The sequence below is a fragment of the Pseudomonas sp. FG-3G genome, from assembly GCF_901007645.1.
GTDB lineage: Bacteria > Pseudomonadota > Gammaproteobacteria > Pseudomonadales > Pseudomonadaceae > Aquipseudomonas > Aquipseudomonas rhizophila.
In genome coordinates, this window is sequence record NZ_CAAKGZ010000008.1 from 169,459 (window position 1) to 186,858 (window position 17,400).

The following is a 17,400-nucleotide window of genomic DNA, read 5'->3' on the forward strand; positions in this document are numbered from 1 at the left end:
CCGGATCAGTCAGCATTGATGTTGTCTGACACACCGCTATCGCGAGCAAGCTTGTTCCCACAGGAGTCTTGCAGCGGCTGAAAAATCGAAGACCGCCGCAGATGCAATGCGGGTCAGCGTGTCGTTTAGTTATTTTTCTGTGTATCGACCTAATGGTCGAACCATTTATTTCAAGTAAAGGAGTGACACCATGCTGGTGATGCGCCCCGCACAAATGGCGGATCTGGGCGAGGTACAGCGTCTGGCTGCGGACAGTCCGATCGGTGTCACTTCCTTGCCGGATGACGTGGAACGCCTGAGCGACAAGATCGCCGCGAGTGAAGCCTCGTTTGCCGCCGAAGTCAGCTTCAACGGCGAAGAAAGCTATTTCTTCGTCCTTGAAGATACCGCGACCGGCAAGCTGGCGGGCTGTTCGGCCATCGTCGCCTCGGCCGGTTATTCCGAGCCGTTCTACAGTTTCCGCAACGAAACGTTCGTTCACGCCTCCCGTGAGCTGAAGATCCACAACAAGATCCACGTGCTTTCCCAGTGCCACGACCTGACCGGCAACAGCCTGCTGACCAGCTTCTATGTGGTGCCGGAATTGGTCGGTTCGCCCTGGTCGGAACTCAATTCGCGTGGACGCCTGCTGTTCGTCGCCAGCCATCCGGAGCGCTTTGCCGATTCGGTGGTGACCGAGATCGTCGGCTACAGCGATGAAAATGGCGATTCGCCGTTCTGGGACGCCATCGGTCGTAACTTCTTCGACCTCAACTACGCTGCCGCCGAGCGCCTGTGCGGGCTGAAGAGCCGCACTTTCCTCGCCGAGCTGATGCCGCATTACCCGATCTACGTGCCGCTGTTGCCGGACGCCGCCCAGGAAGCCATGGGCCAGGTCCATCCGCGTGCGCAGATCACCTTCGACATCCTCATGCGCGAGGGTTTCGAGACCGATCATTACATCGACATCTTTGACGGTGGCCCGACTCTGCATGCCCGTGTCTCGGGGATCCGCTCGATTGCCCAGAGCCGCGTGGTGCCGGTCAAGCTCGGCGAGCCCGTCAAGGGCGCCGGCCGACAATACCTGGTGGCCAACGCCCAGTTGCAGGATTACCGCGCCGTTCTGTTGGAGCTTGACTACGCGCCCGGCAAACCGGTGACCCTGGATATGGAAGCGGCCGAAGCCTTGGGCGTCGGTGAGGGTGCCAGCGTGCGCCTGGTGGCGGTTTAACGCCTTACAGCGAAGTTTCGCGGGTGGCGCAAGCGGCCCGTTTGAGGAGATAGCATGATCGTTCGTCCCGTACGCAGCAGCGATTTACCCGCTCTGATTGCCCTGGCCCGCAGCACCGGCACCGGCCTGACCACCTTGCCGGCCAACGAGGAGCGCCTGGCTCATCGGGTCGGCTGGGCCGAGAAGACTTTTCGCGGCGAAGCCGGACGTGGCGATGCGGACTACCTGTTCGTGCTCGAAGACGACGACGGTCGTGTGGTGGGCATCTCAGCCATCGCCGGGGCCGTTGGGCTGCGCGAGCCCTGGTACAACTTCCGGGTCGGCCTGACGGTCAGCGCCTCCCAGGAGCTGAACATCTATCGGGAAATCCCGACGCTGTTTTTGGCCAACGACCTGACCGGCAACTCCGAGCTGTGTTCGCTGTTCCTGCACGCCGACTACCGCACTGGCCTCAATGGCCGCATGTTGGCCAAGGCGCGGCTGCTGTTCATCGCCGAATTCCCGAAACTGTTTGGCAACAAGATCATCGCCGAGATGCGTGGCATGTCCGATGACCGAGGCCGCTCGCCGTTCTGGGAAAGCCTGGGGCGACACTTTTTCAAGATGGAGTTCAGCCAGGCCGACTACCTGACCGGCGTGGGCAACAAGGCCTTCATCGCTGAGCTGATGCCCAAGTTCCCGCTGTACACCTGTTTCCTGTCGGAGGATGCCCGGGCGGTGATCGGCCAGGTTCATCCCGACACGGAGCCAGCGCTGTCGATGCTCAAGAGCGAAGGTTTCAGTTACCAGGGTTACGTTGACATCTTCGACGCCGGTCCGGCCGTTGAATGTGAAACCGGCAAGATCCGCGCGATCCGCGACAGCCAGGCACTGGTATTGGCCATCGGCACGCCGGGCGACGACGCCACGCCGTTCATCATGCATAACCGCAAACGCGAAGACTGCCGCATCACTGCTGCACCGGCGCGCTTGGCCGCGGGCACCTTGGTGGTTGATCCGCTGACTGCCAAACGTCTTCAACTCAACGCCGGCGATCAGGTGCGCGCCGTTGCGTTGTCCGCTGCTCGGGAGTCGAAATAATGAAGTCGCTGTACATCGCTGGAAGCTGGCTGGAAGGTCAGGGTGATCTCTTTGAGTCGTTGAACCCGGTGACCCAGCAAGTGCTGTGGTCTGGCAATGGCGCCACGGCGGCGCAGGTGGAGTCGGCGGTGCAGGCCGCGCGTCAGGCCTTCCCGGACTGGGCCCGCCGTTCGCTGGATGAGCGTATCCAGGTGCTGGAAGCGTTTGCCGCTGCCTTGAAGAGCCACGCCGATGAACTGGCCCACTGCATCGGTGAAGAAACCGGCAAGCCGTTGTGGGAAGCGACCACCGAAGTCACCAGCATGGTCAACAAGGTCGCCATTTCGATTCAGAGCTACCGCGAGCGGACCGGCGAAAAAAGCGGCCCCCTGGGTGACGCTACCGCTGTGCTGCGGCACAAGCCCCACGGTGTGGTGGCAGTGTTCGGCCCTTACAACTTCCCCGGCCATTTGCCCAACGGTCACATCGTCCCGGCCTTGTTGGCGGGCAACACCGTGTTGTTCAAACCCAGCGAACTGACCCCGAAAGTCGCTGAGCTGACGGTCAAGTGCTGGGTCGAGGCCGGCCTGCCGGCGGGCGTGCTGAACCTGCTGCAAGGCGCGCGGGAAACCGGTATCGCCCTGGCGGCCAATCCGGGCATCGACGGGTTGTTTTTCACCGGCTCCAGCCGCACCGGCAACCTGTTGCATCAACAGTTTTCCGGGCGCCCGGACAAGATCCTGGCGCTGGAAATGGGCGGTAATAATCCGCTGGTGGTGGATGAGGTGGCGGACGTCGACGCGGCGGTCTACACCATCATTCAGTCGGCCTTCATTTCTGCCGGCCAGCGCTGTACCTGCGCGCGCCGCCTGTTGGTGCCCGAAGGGGCGTGGGGCGATACCTTGCTGGCGCGCCTGGTGGCGGTCAGCTCGACGCTGGAAGTCGGCGCCTTTGATCAGCAACCGGCGCCGTTCATGGGCTCGGTGATTTCCCTGGCCGCAGCCAAGGCGCTGATGGATGCGCAGAACCATTTGCTGGGCCTGGGCGCCGTGCCGCTGTTGACCATGACCCAACCGCAAGCCCAGGCTGCGTTACTGACACCGGGCATCCTGGATGTGACGACGGTAGCCGAGCGTCCTGATGAAGAACTGTTCGGGCCGTTGTTGCAGGTGATTCGCTACGCGGATTTCGCTGCGGCAATCACCGAGGCCAACAACACCCAATATGGCTTGGCTGCGGGCCTGCTGTCGGATTCCCAGGAGCGCTACCAGCAGTTTTGGCTGCAGAGCCGTGCCGGCATCGTCAACTGGAACAAACAACTGACGGGAGCGGCCAGCAGCGCGCCGTTCGGCGGTGTTGGGGCCTCGGGCAACCACCGCGCCAGTGCCTACTACGCGGCCGATTATTGTGCGTATCCGGTGGCTTCCCTGGAGACACCAAGCCTTGTCATGCCGGCTGCCCTTACTCCCGGCGTGAGCATGGTGTGAACCCCAATCGCGAGCAAGCTCGCTCCCACAAAGGATTGCGCAAAACCCTGTGGGAGCGAGCTTGCTCGCGATGGCCGCGCTGCGGTTGTTACTTGATGCCTATAAAAAACAGATTCTCGTGGAGCCTCGCTGATGAAATCCTATGAAGTCAACTTTGACGGTCTAGTGGGGCCGACCCACAACTACGGCGGGCTCTCGTACGGCAACGTCGCGTCCCAGAGCAATAGCCAACAGTCCTCCAACCCCAAGGAAGCGGCGTTGCAGGGCCTGGCGAAAATGAAAGCGCTGATGGACATGGGCTTCCAGCAAGGTGTGCTGGCGCCACAGGAGCGTCCCGACGTGGCGGCCCTGCGTCGGTTGGGTTTTGCCGGCAGCGATGCCCAGGTCATTCAGCAGGCTGCCAAAGAAGCGATGCCGCTGCTGGTCGCCAGTTGCTCGGCCTCCAGCATGTGGGTGGCCAACGCCGCCACTGTCAGCCCAAGCGCCGACACGGCTGACGGCCGCGTGCATTTCACTGCCGCCAACCTGAACTGCAAATACCACCGCAGCATTGAACACCCGACCACCAGTCGCGTACTGGGGGCGATGTTTGCCGATCAGCAGCACTTCGCCCACCACGCCGCGCTGCCAGCGGTGGCGCAGTTCGGCGACGAAGGCGCGGCCAACCACACGCGTTTCTGCCGGACCTACGGCGAGGCCGGTGTTGAATTCTTCGTGTTCGGCCGCAGCGCCTTCGATACCCGTTTTCCCGCGCCGCAGAAGTACCCGGCGCGCCAGACCCTGGAAGCTTCTCAAGCGGTCGCTCGTCTGCATGGTCTGAGGGAGGAGGGCGTGGTCTACGCCCAACAGAACCCATCGGTGATCGACCAGGGCGTGTTCCACAATGATGTGATCGCGGTGGGCAACGGCGAAGTGTTGTTCTATCACGAGGATGCGTTTCTCGAGACCGACCGGATGCTGGCCGAGCTGAGCAGCAAACTCGCCAAGGTCGGTGGGAAATTTCAGTCGGTATGCGTGCCGCGTTCGGCGGTTACCGTCGATGACGCGGTACGTTCCTACCTGTTCAATAGCCAGTTGCTGTCGCGTCCCGACGGCTCGATGCTGTTGATCGTGCCGGAGGAGTGCCGCGGCAACGAACGCGTCTGGCAGTACCTGCAAGGCCTGACGGGCTCTGGCGGGGTGATCGGCGAAGTGAAGGTCTTCGACCTCAAGCAAAGCATGCAGAACGGCGGTGGCCCGGCTTGCCTGAGGCTGCGCGTGGCACTCAATGAAACCGAACTGGCCGCCGTCAACCCAGGGGTTATCATGACCGCGCCGTTGTACGATTCGCTGACCCAATGGGTCGAGCGTCACTACCGCGATCGTATGACCGAAAACGACCTGGCAGACCCGCAGTTGCTGCTCGAATGCCGGGCGGCACTGGATGAGCTGACACAAATCCTTAAACTTGGCGCGGTTTATCCTTTCCAGATCAATTGAAAGCGCGCGCGACCTGACTACAGTCAAAGCAGGGCGCGTTGCCTTTTTCCCCGACGAGAACGTAAAAACATGAGCGATACCTTGCAACTGATCCTTGAAGACACCGACGGCACCCAACTGGAAACCTCCTGCACCCGCGTTGCGGTCATGTGGCAGGGCAAAGAGCTGTGGATCCAGCAGGACGGCCGCGGTCAGTTGCTGATCGGTGTCGATGTCGAAGAAGGCGATGAGGAATACGCCAACCTGTTGTTGCGCCCATTGGCGACCAACCTGGTGAGCCTGCAACTGGAAATGGAACCGGCCGACATGGGCGACGATGATCATGTCCATGGCCCGGATTGCGGCCACGACCATTAAGGAGCCGCGCTATGCTCGCCCTCGGCAAATTGCTTGAACTGACCCTCGCCGGCCGTGAACCGGCGGAGAAGACTCAACTGACTGTCGAGGGCGTACGGATGCGCTGGCTGAGCGAGGGCGCGCTGGAGGTCAAGCCGCCCCAGGCCCGGGACAATGGCCAGGACCTGTTGCTGTCAGCCGGTATCCACGGCAACGAAACCGCACCGATCGAATTGCTTGATCGGTTGCTGCACGACATCGCCCGTGGGGATCTCAAGCCACGGGCACGCATTCTGTTTCTGTTCGGCAATCCCGAGGCCATTCGTCGCGGAGAGCGTTTTGTCGAGCAGGACGTCAATCGGTTGTTCAATGGTCGCCATGAGTTGAGCGGCGGCGCCGAGGCGTTGCGGGCGTGCGAATTGGAGCGGTTGGCCGCCAGTTTCTTCAGCGTGCCGGACCGCAGTCGCTTGCATTACGACCTGCACACCGCCATCCGGGGTTCGAAGATTGAGCAATTCGCCCTGTATCCGTGGAAGGAAGGTCGCCAGCATTCACGCCGTGAACTGGCGCGGCTGCGCGCCGCCGGCATGGAAGCGGTGCTGCTGCAGAACAAACCGTCCATTGTGTTCAGCGCCTACACCTATGACCAGTTGGGTGCCGAGTCTTTCACCCTGGAACTGGGCAAGGCCCGGCCGTTCGGGGAAAACGACGGTGTCAACGTCAGCCTGCTGGAAACCCGTCTGCAACAGATCATCGAAGGCAGCGAACCCGAATCGGACGAAAGTCTGGACGGCCTGCAACTGTTCAGCGTCGCGCGGGAAATCATCAAGCACAGCGACAGTTTCCGCCTGAACCTACCGGCGGACATCGAGAACTTCTCGGAACTTGGAAAAGGTTATGTGCTGGCCGAAGACATTGCCCAGACCCGCTGGGTGATCGAAGAAGAGGGCGCCCGGATCATCTTCCCCAACCCCAAGGTGAAGAATGGTTTGCGGGCCGGGATCCTGATTGTGCCGGCGACGGACGAAAACCTGGCCTGACCTGAATCCCAAACTGATACAAGCCTTTTGTGGGAGCGAGCTTGCTCGCGATGACGGAGTGTCAGTCGCCATTGCTGTCGACTGCTACATTGCTATCGCGAGCAGGCTCGCTCCCACATTTGGATCTGTGTCTGGATTTAGACCGCTACCGCCCGCTGCTCACTGCGCCGCAACGCCCGGGTCTTGTGCAGGGTATCGGCACAGGTCTTCGCCGCTTCCTGGCCCTTGTGCACGAAATGCTCAAAGAAGAACTTCTGATGTTCTTCCCCAGCGTGGAAGTGATGGGGAGTGAGTACGACCGAGAACACCGGCACCTCGGTTTCCAGCTGAACCTGCATCAGGCCGCTGATCACCGATTGGGCGACGAATTCGTGACGGTAGATGCCGCCGTCCACCACCAGGCCGGCGGCGACGATGCCGGCGTAGCGGCCAGATTTGGCCAGCAGCTTGGTATGCAGCGGGATCTCGAAGGCGCCGCCGACTTCGAAGAAGTCGATATCGCTTTCCTGATAACCCTGATTGATCATTTCGGCGACGAAGCCTTTACGACTCTGGTCGACGATTTCCTTGTGCCAGCAGGCCTGGATGAACGCGACGCGCTCGCCCGGATGATGTTTGCTTTTACTGTCGATTGCGGTGGGTTGCATGTTCTGGTTCCTGTTTGTGTAAAAAACAGGGCGTCATGAATCGAAGGGGATTCGAGGGTGCGTCGCGCGCAGACAGTCGCAGACGGCCCTTGGGTGCCGATCCCGTTCTCTCTTCATCCGGACTATGACCGTCGGCCCCGGAATCACACCGGGTCTGCTGACCTTGACGCTACACCGCAAAAGCCGTGTATCGCCAAGCGCTCGCGGGCTATGCACCTTGCGTGCAATTACCGCCGGTGGGGAATTGCACCCCGCCCTGAGAACGTTTCGCCGCCATGGTTTTTGGCGGCGCAGGATTTTTAACACATAACCCCTGTGGGAGCGAGCTTGCTCGCGATAGCGGTGGTTCAGATTGCATTGATGTTGGATGCGCTGCCGCCATCGCGAGCAAGCTCGCTCCCATAGGTGTTCTGAGAGATCTTCAGGTGCAGGTGATCTTTTCCTTCGACTGGTCTTGATTAATCGTCGCCATGACCGCAGTAATTGACCTTCGAAAGGGAATTCCCCCCACCCGCACCCGAGGCCAGATTCATGAGCGTTATCGATCTTCGCAGCGACACCGTCACCCAACCTTCCGCCGCCATGCTGGATGCGATGGCCAGCGCGCCGACCGGCGACGATGTGTATGGCGAAGATCCGACCGTCAATCGCCTCGAGGCCGAACTGGCCGGGCGCCTGGGCTTTGCCGCGGCGCTGTTCGTACCCACCGGCACCATGAGCAACTTGCTGGGGCTGATGGCCCATTGCGAGCGTGGTGATGAATACATCGTTGGCCAGCAGGCTCACACCTATAAATACGAAGGCGGCGGGGCGGCGGTACTGGGTTCAATCCAGCCGCAACCCCTTGACGTGCAAGCGGACGGCTCTCTGGACCTGGAGCAGGTTGCTGCCGCGATCAAAGCCGATGACTTCCACTTCGCCCGTACTCGCCTGCTGGCGCTGGAAAACACCATGCAAGGCAAGGTCCTGCCGCTGGAGTATCTGGCCCGGGCCCGGCGTTTCACGCGCGAGCACGGCCTGGCGTTGCACCTTGACGGCGCGCGGCTGTACAACGCCGCGGTCAAGTTGAACGTCGATGCCCGGGAGATCACCCAACATTTCGATTCGGTGTCGGTGTGCCTGTCCAAGGGCCTTGGCGCTCCCGTTGGCTCGGTCCTCTGCGGCAGCGCCGAACTGATCGGCAAGGCGCGCCGGCTGCGCAAGATGGTGGGCGGGGGTATGCGCCAGGCCGGGATCCTGGCTGCGGCGGGGTTGTATGCCCTGGATCATCAGGTCCAGCGCCTGGCCGATGACCACGCCAATGCCCAGCGGCTTGCCGAGGGCTTGCGTGGGGCGGGTTACGAGGTCGAGCCGGTGCAGACCAACATGGTCTACGTGCAGATGGGCGAGCGGGCCGAGGCCATCAGGGCGTTTGCCGCCGAGCGTGGTATCAAGCTCAGCGCCGCGCCACGCCTGCGAATGGTGACCCACATGGATGTCAGCGCCGCGCAAATCGACGAAGTGATCCGCTCTTTCGTCGACTTTTCCCGTAACTGACCCGCCAAGCGGCCCAATTGACAGTTTCTATCGCATAAACACGCTGTACCCCACGCGAAGGGCCGATATAATGCGGCCCTTTGCCGTTGCTTCGTCTGTTGACGTTTTGCACAGGCCTTTGGCCGCAGCCTCCGTGGAAGAACCTAATGAAAAGCGCAGAAATCCGTGAAGCCTTCCTTCGCTTCTTCGAAGAGCAAGGCCACACCCGAGTAGCCTCCAGCTCTTTGATTCCGGGCAACGACCCGACCCTGCTGTTCACCAACGCGGGGATGAACCAGTTCAAGGACTGCTTCCTGGGCCAGGAAAAACGTGCCTACACCCGTGCCGTCAGCAGCCAGAAATGCGTGCGCGCCGGCGGCAAGCACAACGACCTGGAAAACGTCGGCTATACCGCTCGTCACCACACCTTCTTCGAAATGCTGGGTAACTTCAGTTTCGGTGATTATTTCAAGCGCGACGCCATCACCTTTGCCTGGACGTTCCTGACCTCCGACAAGTGGCTGAACCTGCCCAAGGAGAAACTCTGGGTAACGGTCTACGCCAGCGATGACGAGGCTTATGACATCTGGACCAAAGAGGTCGGTGTCCCGGCTGAGCGCATGGTGCGCATTGGCGACAACAAGGGTGCGCCATACGCCTCCGATAACTTCTGGACCATGGGCGACACCGGCCCGTGCGGCCCTTGCACCGAGATTTTCTACGATCACGGCGCCGACATCTGGGGCGGCCCACCCGGCTCGCCGGAAGAAGATGGCGACCGCTACATCGAGATCTGGAACAACGTCTTCATGCAGTTCAACCGCACCGCCGATGGCGTGTTGCATCCGTTGCCAGCGCCGTCGGTCGACACCGGCATGGGCCTGGAGCGGATCAGTGCGGTGTTGCAGCACGTTCACTCCAACTACGAAATCGACCTGTTCCAGAGCCTGTTGAGTGCTTCGGCCAAGGCCATCGGTTGCAGTAACGACAACCAGGCTTCGCTCAAAGTGGTGGCCGACCATATCCGTTCCTGCGGCTTCCTGATTGCCGATGGTGTGTTGCCGTCCAACGAAGGCCGCGGCTATGTGTTGCGTCGGATCATTCGTCGCGCCTGCCGTCACGGCAACAAGCTGGGCGCCAAGGGCAGCTTCTTCTATCAGATCGTCGCGGCCCTGGTGGCCGAAATGGGCGAGGCCTTCCCGGAACTCAAATCCCAGCAGGCCCACATCGAGCGCGTGCTCAAGGGTGAGGAAGAGCAGTTCGCCAAAACCCTGGAGCAGGGGTTGAAGATCCTCGAGCAGGATTTGGCCGAGCTCAAGGGCAACGTGGTACCGGGCGATGTCGTGTTCAAGTTGTACGACACGTACGGTTTCCCGATGGACCTGACGGGCGACATCGCCCGCGAACGCAACCTGACCCTCGACGAGGAAGGTTTCGAGCGCGAGATGGAAGCCCAGCGAGTGCGCGCGCGCTCCGCCAGCTCCTTCGGCATGGACTACAACAGCCTGGTCAAGGTTGACGTGGCCACCGAATTCACCGGCTACGCCGCCACGACCGGTTCGGCCAAGATCGTGGCTATCTATAAGGACGGGCAGTCGGTCGACATCCTGAGCGAAGGCCAGGAAGGGGTGATCGTGCTGGACCAGACGCCGTTCTACGCCGAATCCGGCGGACAGATCGGTGACAGCGGTTACCTGCAGGCCGGCAACTCGCGTTTCGATGTGCGTGACACCACCAAGACCGGCGGCGCATTCCTGCACCACGGCGTATTGGCCTCGGGCAGCCTGATGATTGCCGCTCCGGTAGCCGCGCATGTCGACGCCGAGGTTCGTCACGCTACCTCGCTGAACCACTCGGCGACGCACTTGCTGCATGCCGCGTTGCGTCAGGTACTGGGCGAGCATGTTCAGCAGAAAGGCTCTTTGGTGGACAGTCAGCGCTTGCGCTTTGACTTCAGCCATTTCGAGGCTATCAAGCCTGAGCAACTCAAGGCGCTGGAAGACATCGTCAACGCCGAGATCCGCAAGAATTCGCCGGTCGAGACCGAAGAAACCGACATCGAGACCGCCAAGCGCAAGGGCGCCATGGCGCTGTTTGGCGAGAAGTACGGCGACAGCGTGCGTGTGCTGAGCATGGGCGGCGATTTCTCCGTGGAGCTGTGCGGTGGTATCCATGCCAACCGGACCGGTGACATCGGCCTGCTGAAGATCATCAGCGAAGGCGGTGTGGCTTCTGGTGTGCGTCGCATCGAAGCAGTCACCGGCGCGGCGGCCCTGGCGTACCTCAACACCGCCGAAGAACAACTCAAGGAAGCGGCGAGCCTGATCAAGGGCAGCCGTGACAACCTGATCGACAAGCTCTCGGCTGTGCTGGAGCGCAACCGTCTGCTGGAAAAGCAACTCGAGCAGTTGCAGGCCAAGGCTGCCAGCGCCGCAGGCGACGATCTGTCGGCCCAGGCCGTGGACGTCAAGGGCGTGAAAGTGCTGGCCGCGCGCCTGGATGGCCAGGACGGCAAGGCACTGCTGGCGCTGGTCGATCAACTGAAAAACAAACTCGGCCGCGCAGTGATCCTGCTCGGCAGTGTCCATGAGGAAAAGGTCGTTCTCGTCGCAGGCGTGACCAAAGACCTGACTGGCCAACTCAAAGCCGGTGATTTGATGAAGCAGGCCGCTGCGGCAGTGGGCGGCAAGGGCGGTGGTCGTCCGGACATGGCGCAAGGCGGCGGCACCGACGCCGGCGCGCTGGACGCAGCACTGGCCCAAACCGTTGCATTTGTAGAGCAGGGTATTTAAGGCAGTGCTCCGGGGTCGTTGTCTAGTGACGACTCCGGTCGCTGTTGAGTGATTATTGGGCGCCCTTCATGGGCAGAGGCGGCTTTGAAATGGCTTTGATCGTACAGAAATTTGGAGGCACCTCGGTCGGTACTGTCGAGAGAATCGAACAAGTCGCCGACAAGGTTAAGAAATTCCGTGAAGCGGGCGATGACCTGGTGGTTGTGCTGTCGGCCATGAGCGGCGAGACCAACCGTCTGATCGATCTGGCCAAGCAAATCAGCGGCGACCAACAGCCGGTTCCGCGCGAACTGGATGTGATCGTTTCCACTGGCGAGCAGGTGACCATCGCCTTGCTGGCCATGGCGCTGATCAAGCGGGGTGTGCCGGCGGTGTCCTACACCGGCAACCAGGTTCGTATCCTGACGGACAGCGCGCACAATAAAGCGCGTATTCTGCAGATCGACGATCAGAAAATTCGCGGCGACCTGAAGGCCGGTCGCGTCGTGGTGGTCGCCGGTTTCCAGGGTGTGGACGAGCACGGCAATATCACCACCCTCGGCCGTGGCGGTTCCGATACCACGGGCGTGGCGCTGGCGGCGGCACTCAAGGCTGACGAATGCCAGATCTACACCGATGTGGATGGTGTCTACACCACCGACCCACGGGTGGTGCCAGTGGCTCAGCGCCTGGACAAGATCACCTTCGAAGAGATGCTGGAAATGGCCAGCCTCGGTTCCAAGGTGCTGCAGATCCGGGCCGTCGAATTCGCCGGCAAGTACAACGTTCCGCTGCGCGTTCTGCACAGCTTCAAAGAGGGTCCGGGCACCCTCATTACTATTGATGAAGAGGAATCCATGGAACAGCCGATCATTTCCGGCATCGCTTTCAACCGCGATGAAGCCAAGCTGACCATCCGTGGCGTGCCAGACACCCCCGGCGTGGCGTTCAAGATTCTCGGCCCGATCAGTGCCGCGAACATCGAAGTCGACATGATCGTGCAGAACGTCGCGCACGATAACACCACCGACTTCACCTTCACCGTGCACCGCAACGACTACCAGGCCGCTGAAGCGGTGCTGAAAAAGACTGCTGATGAGATTGGTGCCCGGGAAGTGGTGGGTGATACCAAGATCGCCAAGGTCTCGATCGTCGGTGTCGGCATGCGCTCTCACGCAGGCGTGGCCAGCCGTATGTTCGAATCCCTGGCCAAGGAAAGCATCAACATCCAGATGATCTCTACTTCGGAAATCAAGGTTTCCGTGGTCATCGAAGAGAAGTACCTGGAACTGGCCGTGCGCGCCCTGCACACGGCTTTCGAACTCGACGCTGCTGCCCGACAGGGCGAGTAAGGCGTTGTCTTGGGGCGCGGTTTACCGCGCCCTTTGTTTTTCTGAAAGGCGCGCTCCAAAACTGTTCTTTTGCTCGCGCTGGTCAATACTAGGCTTGTAGGCTGCGACCGTTTCGGTTCGTAGGGCCTACGCCTTTTTTTGCAGACTGTTGTCCCTGAACTGAATTGCGTGAGGAGAAAGGTATGCTGATTCTGACTCGTCGGTGCGCAGAGAGCCTGATTATTGGCGATGGCGAAATCACCGTGACCGTGCTCGGCGTCAAAGGAAATCAAGTGCGTATTGGCGTCAACGCCCCGAAAGAGGTCGCGGTGCACCGAGAGGAAATTTACCTGCGTATCAAGAAAGAGAAGGACGACGAACCAAGCCATTAATTTTTATCGTTTTTTATGTTTGCAAACGGGGATGAAGGTGGTTAATATACGCCCCGTGTTGCGGAGAGCTGGCCGAGTGGCCGAAGGCGCTCCCCTGCTAAGGGAGTACACCTCAAAAGGGTGTCGGGGGTTCGAATCCCCCGTTCTCCGCCATTATTTATTTAGTGCGACGTAATCTGGCTTTATCGGTAAGTTATTGAAATTACTGAAAAAAAGCGCTTTACAAAAAGATTCGGCGACCTATAATGCGCGGCAACAAATGCACTCGTAGCTCAGCTGGATAGAGTACTCGGCTACGAACCGAGCGGTCACAGGTTCGAATCCTGTCGAGTGCACCATTTAAGAGTTTTTTGCAGTGATGCAAATAACTTGGCTTCAACCAGTTGTGATCTGGTATAAAACCACAACTTGCACTCGTAGCTCAGCTGGATAGAGTACTCGGCTACGAACCGAGCGGTCACAGGTTCGAATCCTGTCGAGTGCACCAAACACCAAAAAGCCCGCGTTTAACGCGGGCTTTTTGCTGTCTGTGATTTGCCTTTCACGCACCCTTTCTCATCGAACACGATCTCTGCGCTGCGACCTTTTTTCGCTTTGTAGGTATATCGCGTGCTCGAATTCCTGATCTTGACCGAGTCGGGTCTGCCCAGGGCGCTTTCCACGTCCTGCTGGCTCATGCCACTGACGACTCGCCGGTTCATGATCGCTTCGCGGCGTTGTCTGGCATTGAGCAGGTTGCCACAGCGGTCTTCGAGTTGGCCGACAACAGTCGGTTCCTTGCGGTTGGCTTTGTTGCCGAATGTTTGCCGAAACTCTGCTTCGGGCAGCATGGCCTCTGTCATTGGCTCGGCCCTGCCCGGGCTGGTCGGATGTATCTGCTGAAGTGACAGGGTTTCTTCCGGTCGGCAACTCAGGGTGGTAAAGGTTACGTGCCCGGCGGTATTTTCGCAGCGATGCACGCTTTGCCCGGCAGCCCCCAAAGGCAGGCAGGGCAGGGCAGCGAGTAAAAACAGGTAGCGACTGACGAGCATCCTGACGTCCTCCTTGACGGTGAAGAAAAGAAGGTTAGCCGCTACATTTTTACCGGGGCGTGTGTTTTCTTTTCAGGATAAGTCGTCGTAGGCATAGAGGTTCAATCTGCGTTCAGGTATGTCTCGCAAGCGCTTGTTCTTGCCATGATTTTTTAACGTTTTAAAGCGTCAAGCGGTGTATGATTGCGCCCGTCAGCCCCGCCGGGGCTTGTGGAATATCCCATGGACTTACCCAGTAGTTACTCAATATCTCGTTTTACCAATCATGAACTGACTGATTGATCCTTCCGGCGTGCTCCACTGCTGGGAGTGGAGTTCGCCTATGACCGAAATAGAAGTAAAGAAAACGCAGGAAAGCCTTCAGGATCGCCTTGCTCAAGTCGTTGAGCTGCTGCATCGCCAGCGGGTGGTCGAAGACCTGACGCATCGCCAGGAAGGCCCGCATCACGACCTGGTCGAGAACCTGGTCCACCGGCAGAATCTCGTCGAGCTGCAACGCAAGCTCGATGACCTGCACTCCGCCGACGTCGCCTACATCCTTGAAGCCTTGCCGCTGGAAGAGCGTCTGACGGTCTGGCAGTTGGTCCAGGCGGATCGTGACGGTGACATCCTGCTTGAAGTGTCCGACTCGGTTCGTGAAACCCTGATCGCTGACATGGATGATCACGAACTGCTGGCGGCGGCCAAGGAAATGGACGCCGACGAACTCGCCGACCTTGCGCCCGAACTGCCACGGGACGTTATCCACGAACTGATGGAAACCCTCGATGGCCAACAGCGCGAGCGCGTGCGTTCGGCGTTGTCCTATGACGAGGAGCAGGTCGGTGCGCTCATGGACTTCGAGATGGTGACCATCCGTGAGGATGTCAGTCTTGAAGTGGTATTGCGTTATCTGCGCCGTCTCAAGGAGTTGCCGGGGCATACCGACAAGCTCTTTGTGGTGGACTACGACGGTGTGCTTAAGGGCGTGCTGCCTATCAAGCGATTGCTCGTCAATGATCCGGAAAAGCAGGTAGCCGAGGTCATGGCCAGTGATCCGGTGAGTTTTCATCCGGACGAAGATGCCTACGATGCGGCCCAGGCGTTCGAACGTTACGATTTGATTTCTGCGCCCGTTGTCGACAAGAACGGCAAGTTGATCGGCCGTCTGACCATCGACGAAATGGTCGACCTGATTCGTGAGGAGAGCGAAAGCGAAGTCCTCAACATGGCCGGTCTGCGCGAAGAGGAAGACATCTTCGCCTCGGTCTGGAAGTCCCTGCGTAACCGTTGGGCCTGGCTGGCGGTCAATTTGATCACGGCTTTCATCGCGTCCCGTGTGATCGGCTTGTTCGAAGGCTCCATCGAAAAACTGGTGGCCCTTGCGGCGCTGATGCCTATCGTTGCAGGGATTGGCGGCAACTCCGGCAACCAGACCATTACCATGATCGTCCGCGCCATGGCGCTGGACCAGGTCAGTACCGGCAATACATCGCGATTGATGCGCAAGGAACTGGCCGTGGGCTTGATCAACGGTCTGGTTTGGGGGGGGGTGATCGGCGTGGTGGCGTACCTGCTATACGGCAGTTGGTCGCTGGGAGTGGTGATGACCGCCGCCATGACGCTCAACTTGTTGTTGGCGGCCTTGATGGGGGTATTGATTCCCATGACCCTGGCTCGAATGGGGCGTGACCCCGCCATGGGGGCCAGCGTGATGATTACCGCCATGACCGACAGCGGCGGGTTCTTCATTTTCCTGGGATTGGCGACGATTTTCCTGCTCTGATTCGCGCCTCAAGAAAGCCCGCCAATTTGGCGGGCTTTTTCGTGGGCGCCGGAAATCTCAGTCACCAAATGCCAGGCAAAAAAAAGCCAGCACAAGGCTGGCTTCAATATCTTGGATGCTATCAGGACGCGTCTGCGGTCATTTCTACGTCATGAGCAATCAGCGAAACGAGAGCGTTTTGCTGGCGATGAGAGAGTTGTCGGAATCGTTGAAGCAGCTCGCGTTCATGCAGTGACAGCTCTGGGCTGTCCAGTCGCATGCTGAGCTCTTCACCCAACGCACCTTCCTGAATAAGGCTTTGCTCAAGGCGCGCGATGATTTCGGAGTTCATACTGCGGTGATGATTGCGAGCCACCTCGGCAATGCGTTCCCGCATTCCGTCTGGCAGACGTACGACGAACTTGTCAGCCGTACGGCTGGAATAAATTGCCTGTTTCATTGGGCGCATATATTTAACCGGTTAGTTCAGGGGAGCGGTTCTCGGGATTGGCCGCAGGATGTCGATAGGACAAGCCCCTTAGCCAAATGTTCAACCTGAATTGTTAAGAGGCCCGCATCATGCCTCAAAATTGCCAGATCATTGGCGCCAATTCTGTGACAAATATTGATCCGCGTAAAGGCGTTATGCCAGTACCCTTCGTCAAAAATGCGGACTGGTTGGAAAAATTTCCAGGTCCGCATCTTGTGACCACTGCATCGTGTCGATGTGCCATACCGTCTGGCGGATAACCATGACGCAGGCGGCGGCGCGATGCTGTCCTTGTATTGTATAGGATAGTGGCGATTTGCCGATTTACTAGAATGAGCAGGGTGGGCCAGATGAGCGGCGGTCCGGTCCAGGCTCTTCGATGGGAGACTTGGCGAACGGTACATTTGCCTACACTTAAAAAGCCATGGACGACATGACAAACGCCAGGCTGACCGTTAACATGCACGCCGTCCAACGCACCGCGTTTCTCGTGGTCGACTTGTGTCTCAGTAGCTCAATTGGATAGAGCATCCCCCTCCTAAGGGGAAGGTTGGCAGTTCGAACCTGCCCTGGGACACCATCATTCTCCAGCCCCCCACTGGTTTGCCTCTCTTGCGCCAAATCCCCTTGGTCGGTACGGGCGTCGGTTCCCTCATCGCGAAAAAATCCACCCCGTACAGGTCCGACAAGACGCTTTATGTCGGTGGTTTCTAATGCGTCCTGTGAGACACGTCTCTTTTTTGAGCAGAAAGTTTCCCCTCCTTTGAACCGAAGGCGATATGCCGGGTCTGGTGTGCGCGTAGTTTTGCGCATTAGTAGCGTGAGTATTTTCGGAGTCAGCCTGGACTTTCCGGCGTTCCCCGAAATG

14 protein-coding genes, 4 tRNA genes and 1 riboswitch are annotated in these 17,400 nt (G+C 59.5%); of the genes, 15 read left to right on the plus strand and 3 right to left on the minus strand.

Going from position 1 to position 17,400, the window contains the following annotated elements; translation table 11 throughout:
- Positions 1-190 precede the first annotated feature (190 nt).
- The 6 genes from aruF to astE all read left to right on the plus strand — a co-directional run bounded on the left by aruF (position 191) and on the right by astE (position 6,611).
- On the plus strand, positions 191-1,210 hold the full coding sequence (gene aruF, locus PSEUDOMOFG3G_RS04685; protein WP_047228784.1) for an arginine/ornithine succinyltransferase subunit alpha: 1,020 nt from the start codon (positions 191-193) through the stop codon (positions 1,208-1,210).
- A gap of 54 nt (positions 1,211-1,264) precedes the next feature.
- Positions 1,265-2,290, plus strand: coding sequence for an arginine N-succinyltransferase (astA, locus tag PSEUDOMOFG3G_RS04690; RefSeq protein ID WP_139049346.1), 1,026 nt, complete (start codon positions 1,265-1,267; stop codon positions 2,288-2,290).
- On the plus strand, positions 2,287-3,756 hold the full coding sequence (gene astD / locus PSEUDOMOFG3G_RS04695) for a succinylglutamate-semialdehyde dehydrogenase (protein WP_171061331.1): 1,470 nt from the start codon (positions 2,287-2,289) through the stop codon (positions 3,754-3,756). Before astA ends, astD begins: the two co-directional genes overlap by 4 nt.
- A gap of 132 nt (positions 3,757-3,888) precedes the next feature.
- Positions 3,889-5,235 (plus strand): N-succinylarginine dihydrolase, encoded by a 1,347-nt coding sequence (gene astB, locus PSEUDOMOFG3G_RS04700; protein ID WP_076383739.1) that lies wholly within the window; start codon positions 3,889-3,891, stop codon positions 5,233-5,235.
- 69 nt (positions 5,236-5,304) lie between these two features.
- A complete protein-coding gene (locus tag PSEUDOMOFG3G_RS04705) occupies positions 5,305-5,592 on the plus strand; it encodes a hypothetical protein (RefSeq protein ID WP_047228780.1) in 288 nt (95 codons plus the stop codon).
- 11 nt (positions 5,593-5,603) lie between these two features.
- On the plus strand, positions 5,604-6,611 hold the full coding sequence (gene astE / locus PSEUDOMOFG3G_RS04710) for a succinylglutamate desuccinylase (RefSeq protein WP_047228779.1): 1,008 nt from the start codon (positions 5,604-5,606) through the stop codon (positions 6,609-6,611).
- 137 nt (positions 6,612-6,748) lie between these two features.
- Here the strand turns inward: astE and PSEUDOMOFG3G_RS04715 are convergent, their stop codons facing one another.
- A complete protein-coding gene (locus PSEUDOMOFG3G_RS04715) occupies positions 6,749-7,258 on the minus strand; it encodes a 6,7-dimethyl-8-ribityllumazine synthase (RefSeq protein WP_139049348.1) in 510 nt (169 codons plus the stop codon).
- A gap of 100 nt (positions 7,259-7,358) precedes the next feature.
- Positions 7,359-7,526: riboswitch (FMN riboswitch) on the minus strand.
- A 263-nt stretch (positions 7,527-7,789) separates the two neighbouring features.
- On the opposite strand from PSEUDOMOFG3G_RS04715, the gene ltaE reads away from it, so the two are divergent.
- The 7 genes from ltaE (at position 7,790) to PSEUDOMOFG3G_RS04750 (ending at position 13,754) form a co-directional block, all read left to right on the plus strand.
- Positions 7,790-8,794: a low-specificity L-threonine aldolase gene (gene ltaE / locus PSEUDOMOFG3G_RS04720; RefSeq protein WP_139049349.1), complete on the plus strand. Its 1,005-nt coding sequence runs from the start codon at positions 7,790-7,792 to the stop codon at positions 8,792-8,794.
- Positions 8,795-8,940: 146 nt separating this feature from the next.
- Entirely contained in the window at positions 8,941-11,565 is a 2,625-nt protein-coding gene (gene alaS, locus PSEUDOMOFG3G_RS04725; RefSeq protein ID WP_139049350.1) for an alanine--tRNA ligase, read from the plus strand.
- 89 nt (positions 11,566-11,654) lie between these two features.
- Complete coding sequence (locus tag PSEUDOMOFG3G_RS04730; RefSeq protein WP_047228775.1) at positions 11,655-12,896, plus strand: aspartate kinase; 1,242 nt, start codon at positions 11,655-11,657, stop codon at positions 12,894-12,896.
- A 182-nt stretch (positions 12,897-13,078) separates the two neighbouring features.
- Positions 13,079-13,267 carry a carbon storage regulator CsrA gene (gene csrA / locus PSEUDOMOFG3G_RS04735; RefSeq protein WP_003178872.1) on the plus strand — a complete coding sequence of 63 codons (189 nt, stop codon included), beginning with the start codon at positions 13,079-13,081 and terminating at the stop codon, positions 13,265-13,267.
- Positions 13,268-13,329: 62 nt separating this feature from the next.
- Positions 13,330-13,420, plus strand: a tRNA-Ser gene (locus PSEUDOMOFG3G_RS04740).
- 108 nt (positions 13,421-13,528) lie between these two features.
- Positions 13,529-13,605 (plus strand) — tRNA-Arg (locus PSEUDOMOFG3G_RS04745).
- 72 nt (positions 13,606-13,677) lie between these two features.
- Positions 13,678-13,754, plus strand: a tRNA-Arg gene (locus PSEUDOMOFG3G_RS04750).
- A gap of 19 nt (positions 13,755-13,773) precedes the next feature.
- Here PSEUDOMOFG3G_RS04750 and PSEUDOMOFG3G_RS04755 read toward each other — a convergent pair.
- Positions 13,774-14,298, minus strand: a complete 525-nt coding sequence (locus tag PSEUDOMOFG3G_RS04755; RefSeq protein WP_047228774.1) for a SmpA/OmlA family outer membrane lipoprotein — start codon at positions 14,296-14,298, stop codon at positions 13,774-13,776.
- A gap of 322 nt (positions 14,299-14,620) precedes the next feature.
- Between PSEUDOMOFG3G_RS04755 and mgtE the strand changes: the two genes are divergently transcribed.
- Positions 14,621-16,063, plus strand: a complete 1,443-nt coding sequence (mgtE, locus tag PSEUDOMOFG3G_RS04760) for a magnesium transporter (RefSeq protein WP_047228773.1) — start codon at positions 14,621-14,623, stop codon at positions 16,061-16,063.
- A gap of 121 nt (positions 16,064-16,184) precedes the next feature.
- On the opposite strand, the gene PSEUDOMOFG3G_RS04765 is transcribed toward mgtE, so the two are convergent.
- On the minus strand, positions 16,185-16,511 hold the full coding sequence (locus PSEUDOMOFG3G_RS04765) for an Arc family DNA-binding protein (RefSeq protein ID WP_047228772.1): 327 nt from the start codon (positions 16,509-16,511) through the stop codon (positions 16,185-16,187).
- Positions 16,512-17,035: 524 nt separating this feature from the next.
- Between PSEUDOMOFG3G_RS04765 and PSEUDOMOFG3G_RS04770 the strand changes: the two genes are divergently transcribed.
- Positions 17,036-17,112, plus strand: a tRNA-Arg gene (locus PSEUDOMOFG3G_RS04770).
- Positions 17,113-17,400 lie beyond the last annotated feature (288 nt).

What these genes read in the sequence shown, in the direction of transcription:
- aruF (WP_047228784.1), top strand. Translation starts at nt 191, where the DNA reads ATGCTGGTGATGCGCCCCGCACAAATGGCGGATCTGGGCGAGGTACAG.
- astA (WP_139049346.1), top strand. Translation starts at nt 1,265, where the DNA reads ATGATCGTTCGTCCCGTACGCAGCAGCGATTTACCCGCTCTGATTGCC.
- astB (WP_076383739.1), top strand. Translation starts at nt 3,889, where the DNA reads ATGAAATCCTATGAAGTCAACTTTGACGGTCTAGTGGGGCCGACCCAC.
- PSEUDOMOFG3G_RS04705 (WP_047228780.1), top strand. Translation starts at nt 5,305, where the DNA reads ATGAGCGATACCTTGCAACTGATCCTTGAAGACACCGACGGCACCCAA.
- astE (WP_047228779.1), top strand. Translation starts at nt 5,604, where the DNA reads ATGCTCGCCCTCGGCAAATTGCTTGAACTGACCCTCGCCGGCCGTGAA.
- PSEUDOMOFG3G_RS04715 (WP_139049348.1), bottom strand. Translation starts at nt 7,258, where the DNA reads ATGCAACCCACCGCAATCGACAGTAAAAGCAAACATCATCCGGGCGAG.
- ltaE (WP_139049349.1), top strand. Translation starts at nt 7,790, where the DNA reads ATGAGCGTTATCGATCTTCGCAGCGACACCGTCACCCAACCTTCCGCC.
- alaS (WP_139049350.1), top strand. Translation starts at nt 8,941, where the DNA reads ATGAAAAGCGCAGAAATCCGTGAAGCCTTCCTTCGCTTCTTCGAAGAG.
- PSEUDOMOFG3G_RS04730 (WP_047228775.1), top strand. Translation starts at nt 11,655, where the DNA reads ATGGCTTTGATCGTACAGAAATTTGGAGGCACCTCGGTCGGTACTGTC.
- csrA (WP_003178872.1), top strand. Translation starts at nt 13,079, where the DNA reads ATGCTGATTCTGACTCGTCGGTGCGCAGAGAGCCTGATTATTGGCGAT.
- PSEUDOMOFG3G_RS04755 (WP_047228774.1), bottom strand. Translation starts at nt 14,298, where the DNA reads ATGCTCGTCAGTCGCTACCTGTTTTTACTCGCTGCCCTGCCCTGCCTG.
- mgtE (WP_047228773.1), top strand. Translation starts at nt 14,621, where the DNA reads ATGACCGAAATAGAAGTAAAGAAAACGCAGGAAAGCCTTCAGGATCGC.
- PSEUDOMOFG3G_RS04765 (WP_047228772.1), bottom strand. Translation starts at nt 16,511, where the DNA reads ATGCGCCCAATGAAACAGGCAATTTATTCCAGCCGTACGGCTGACAAG.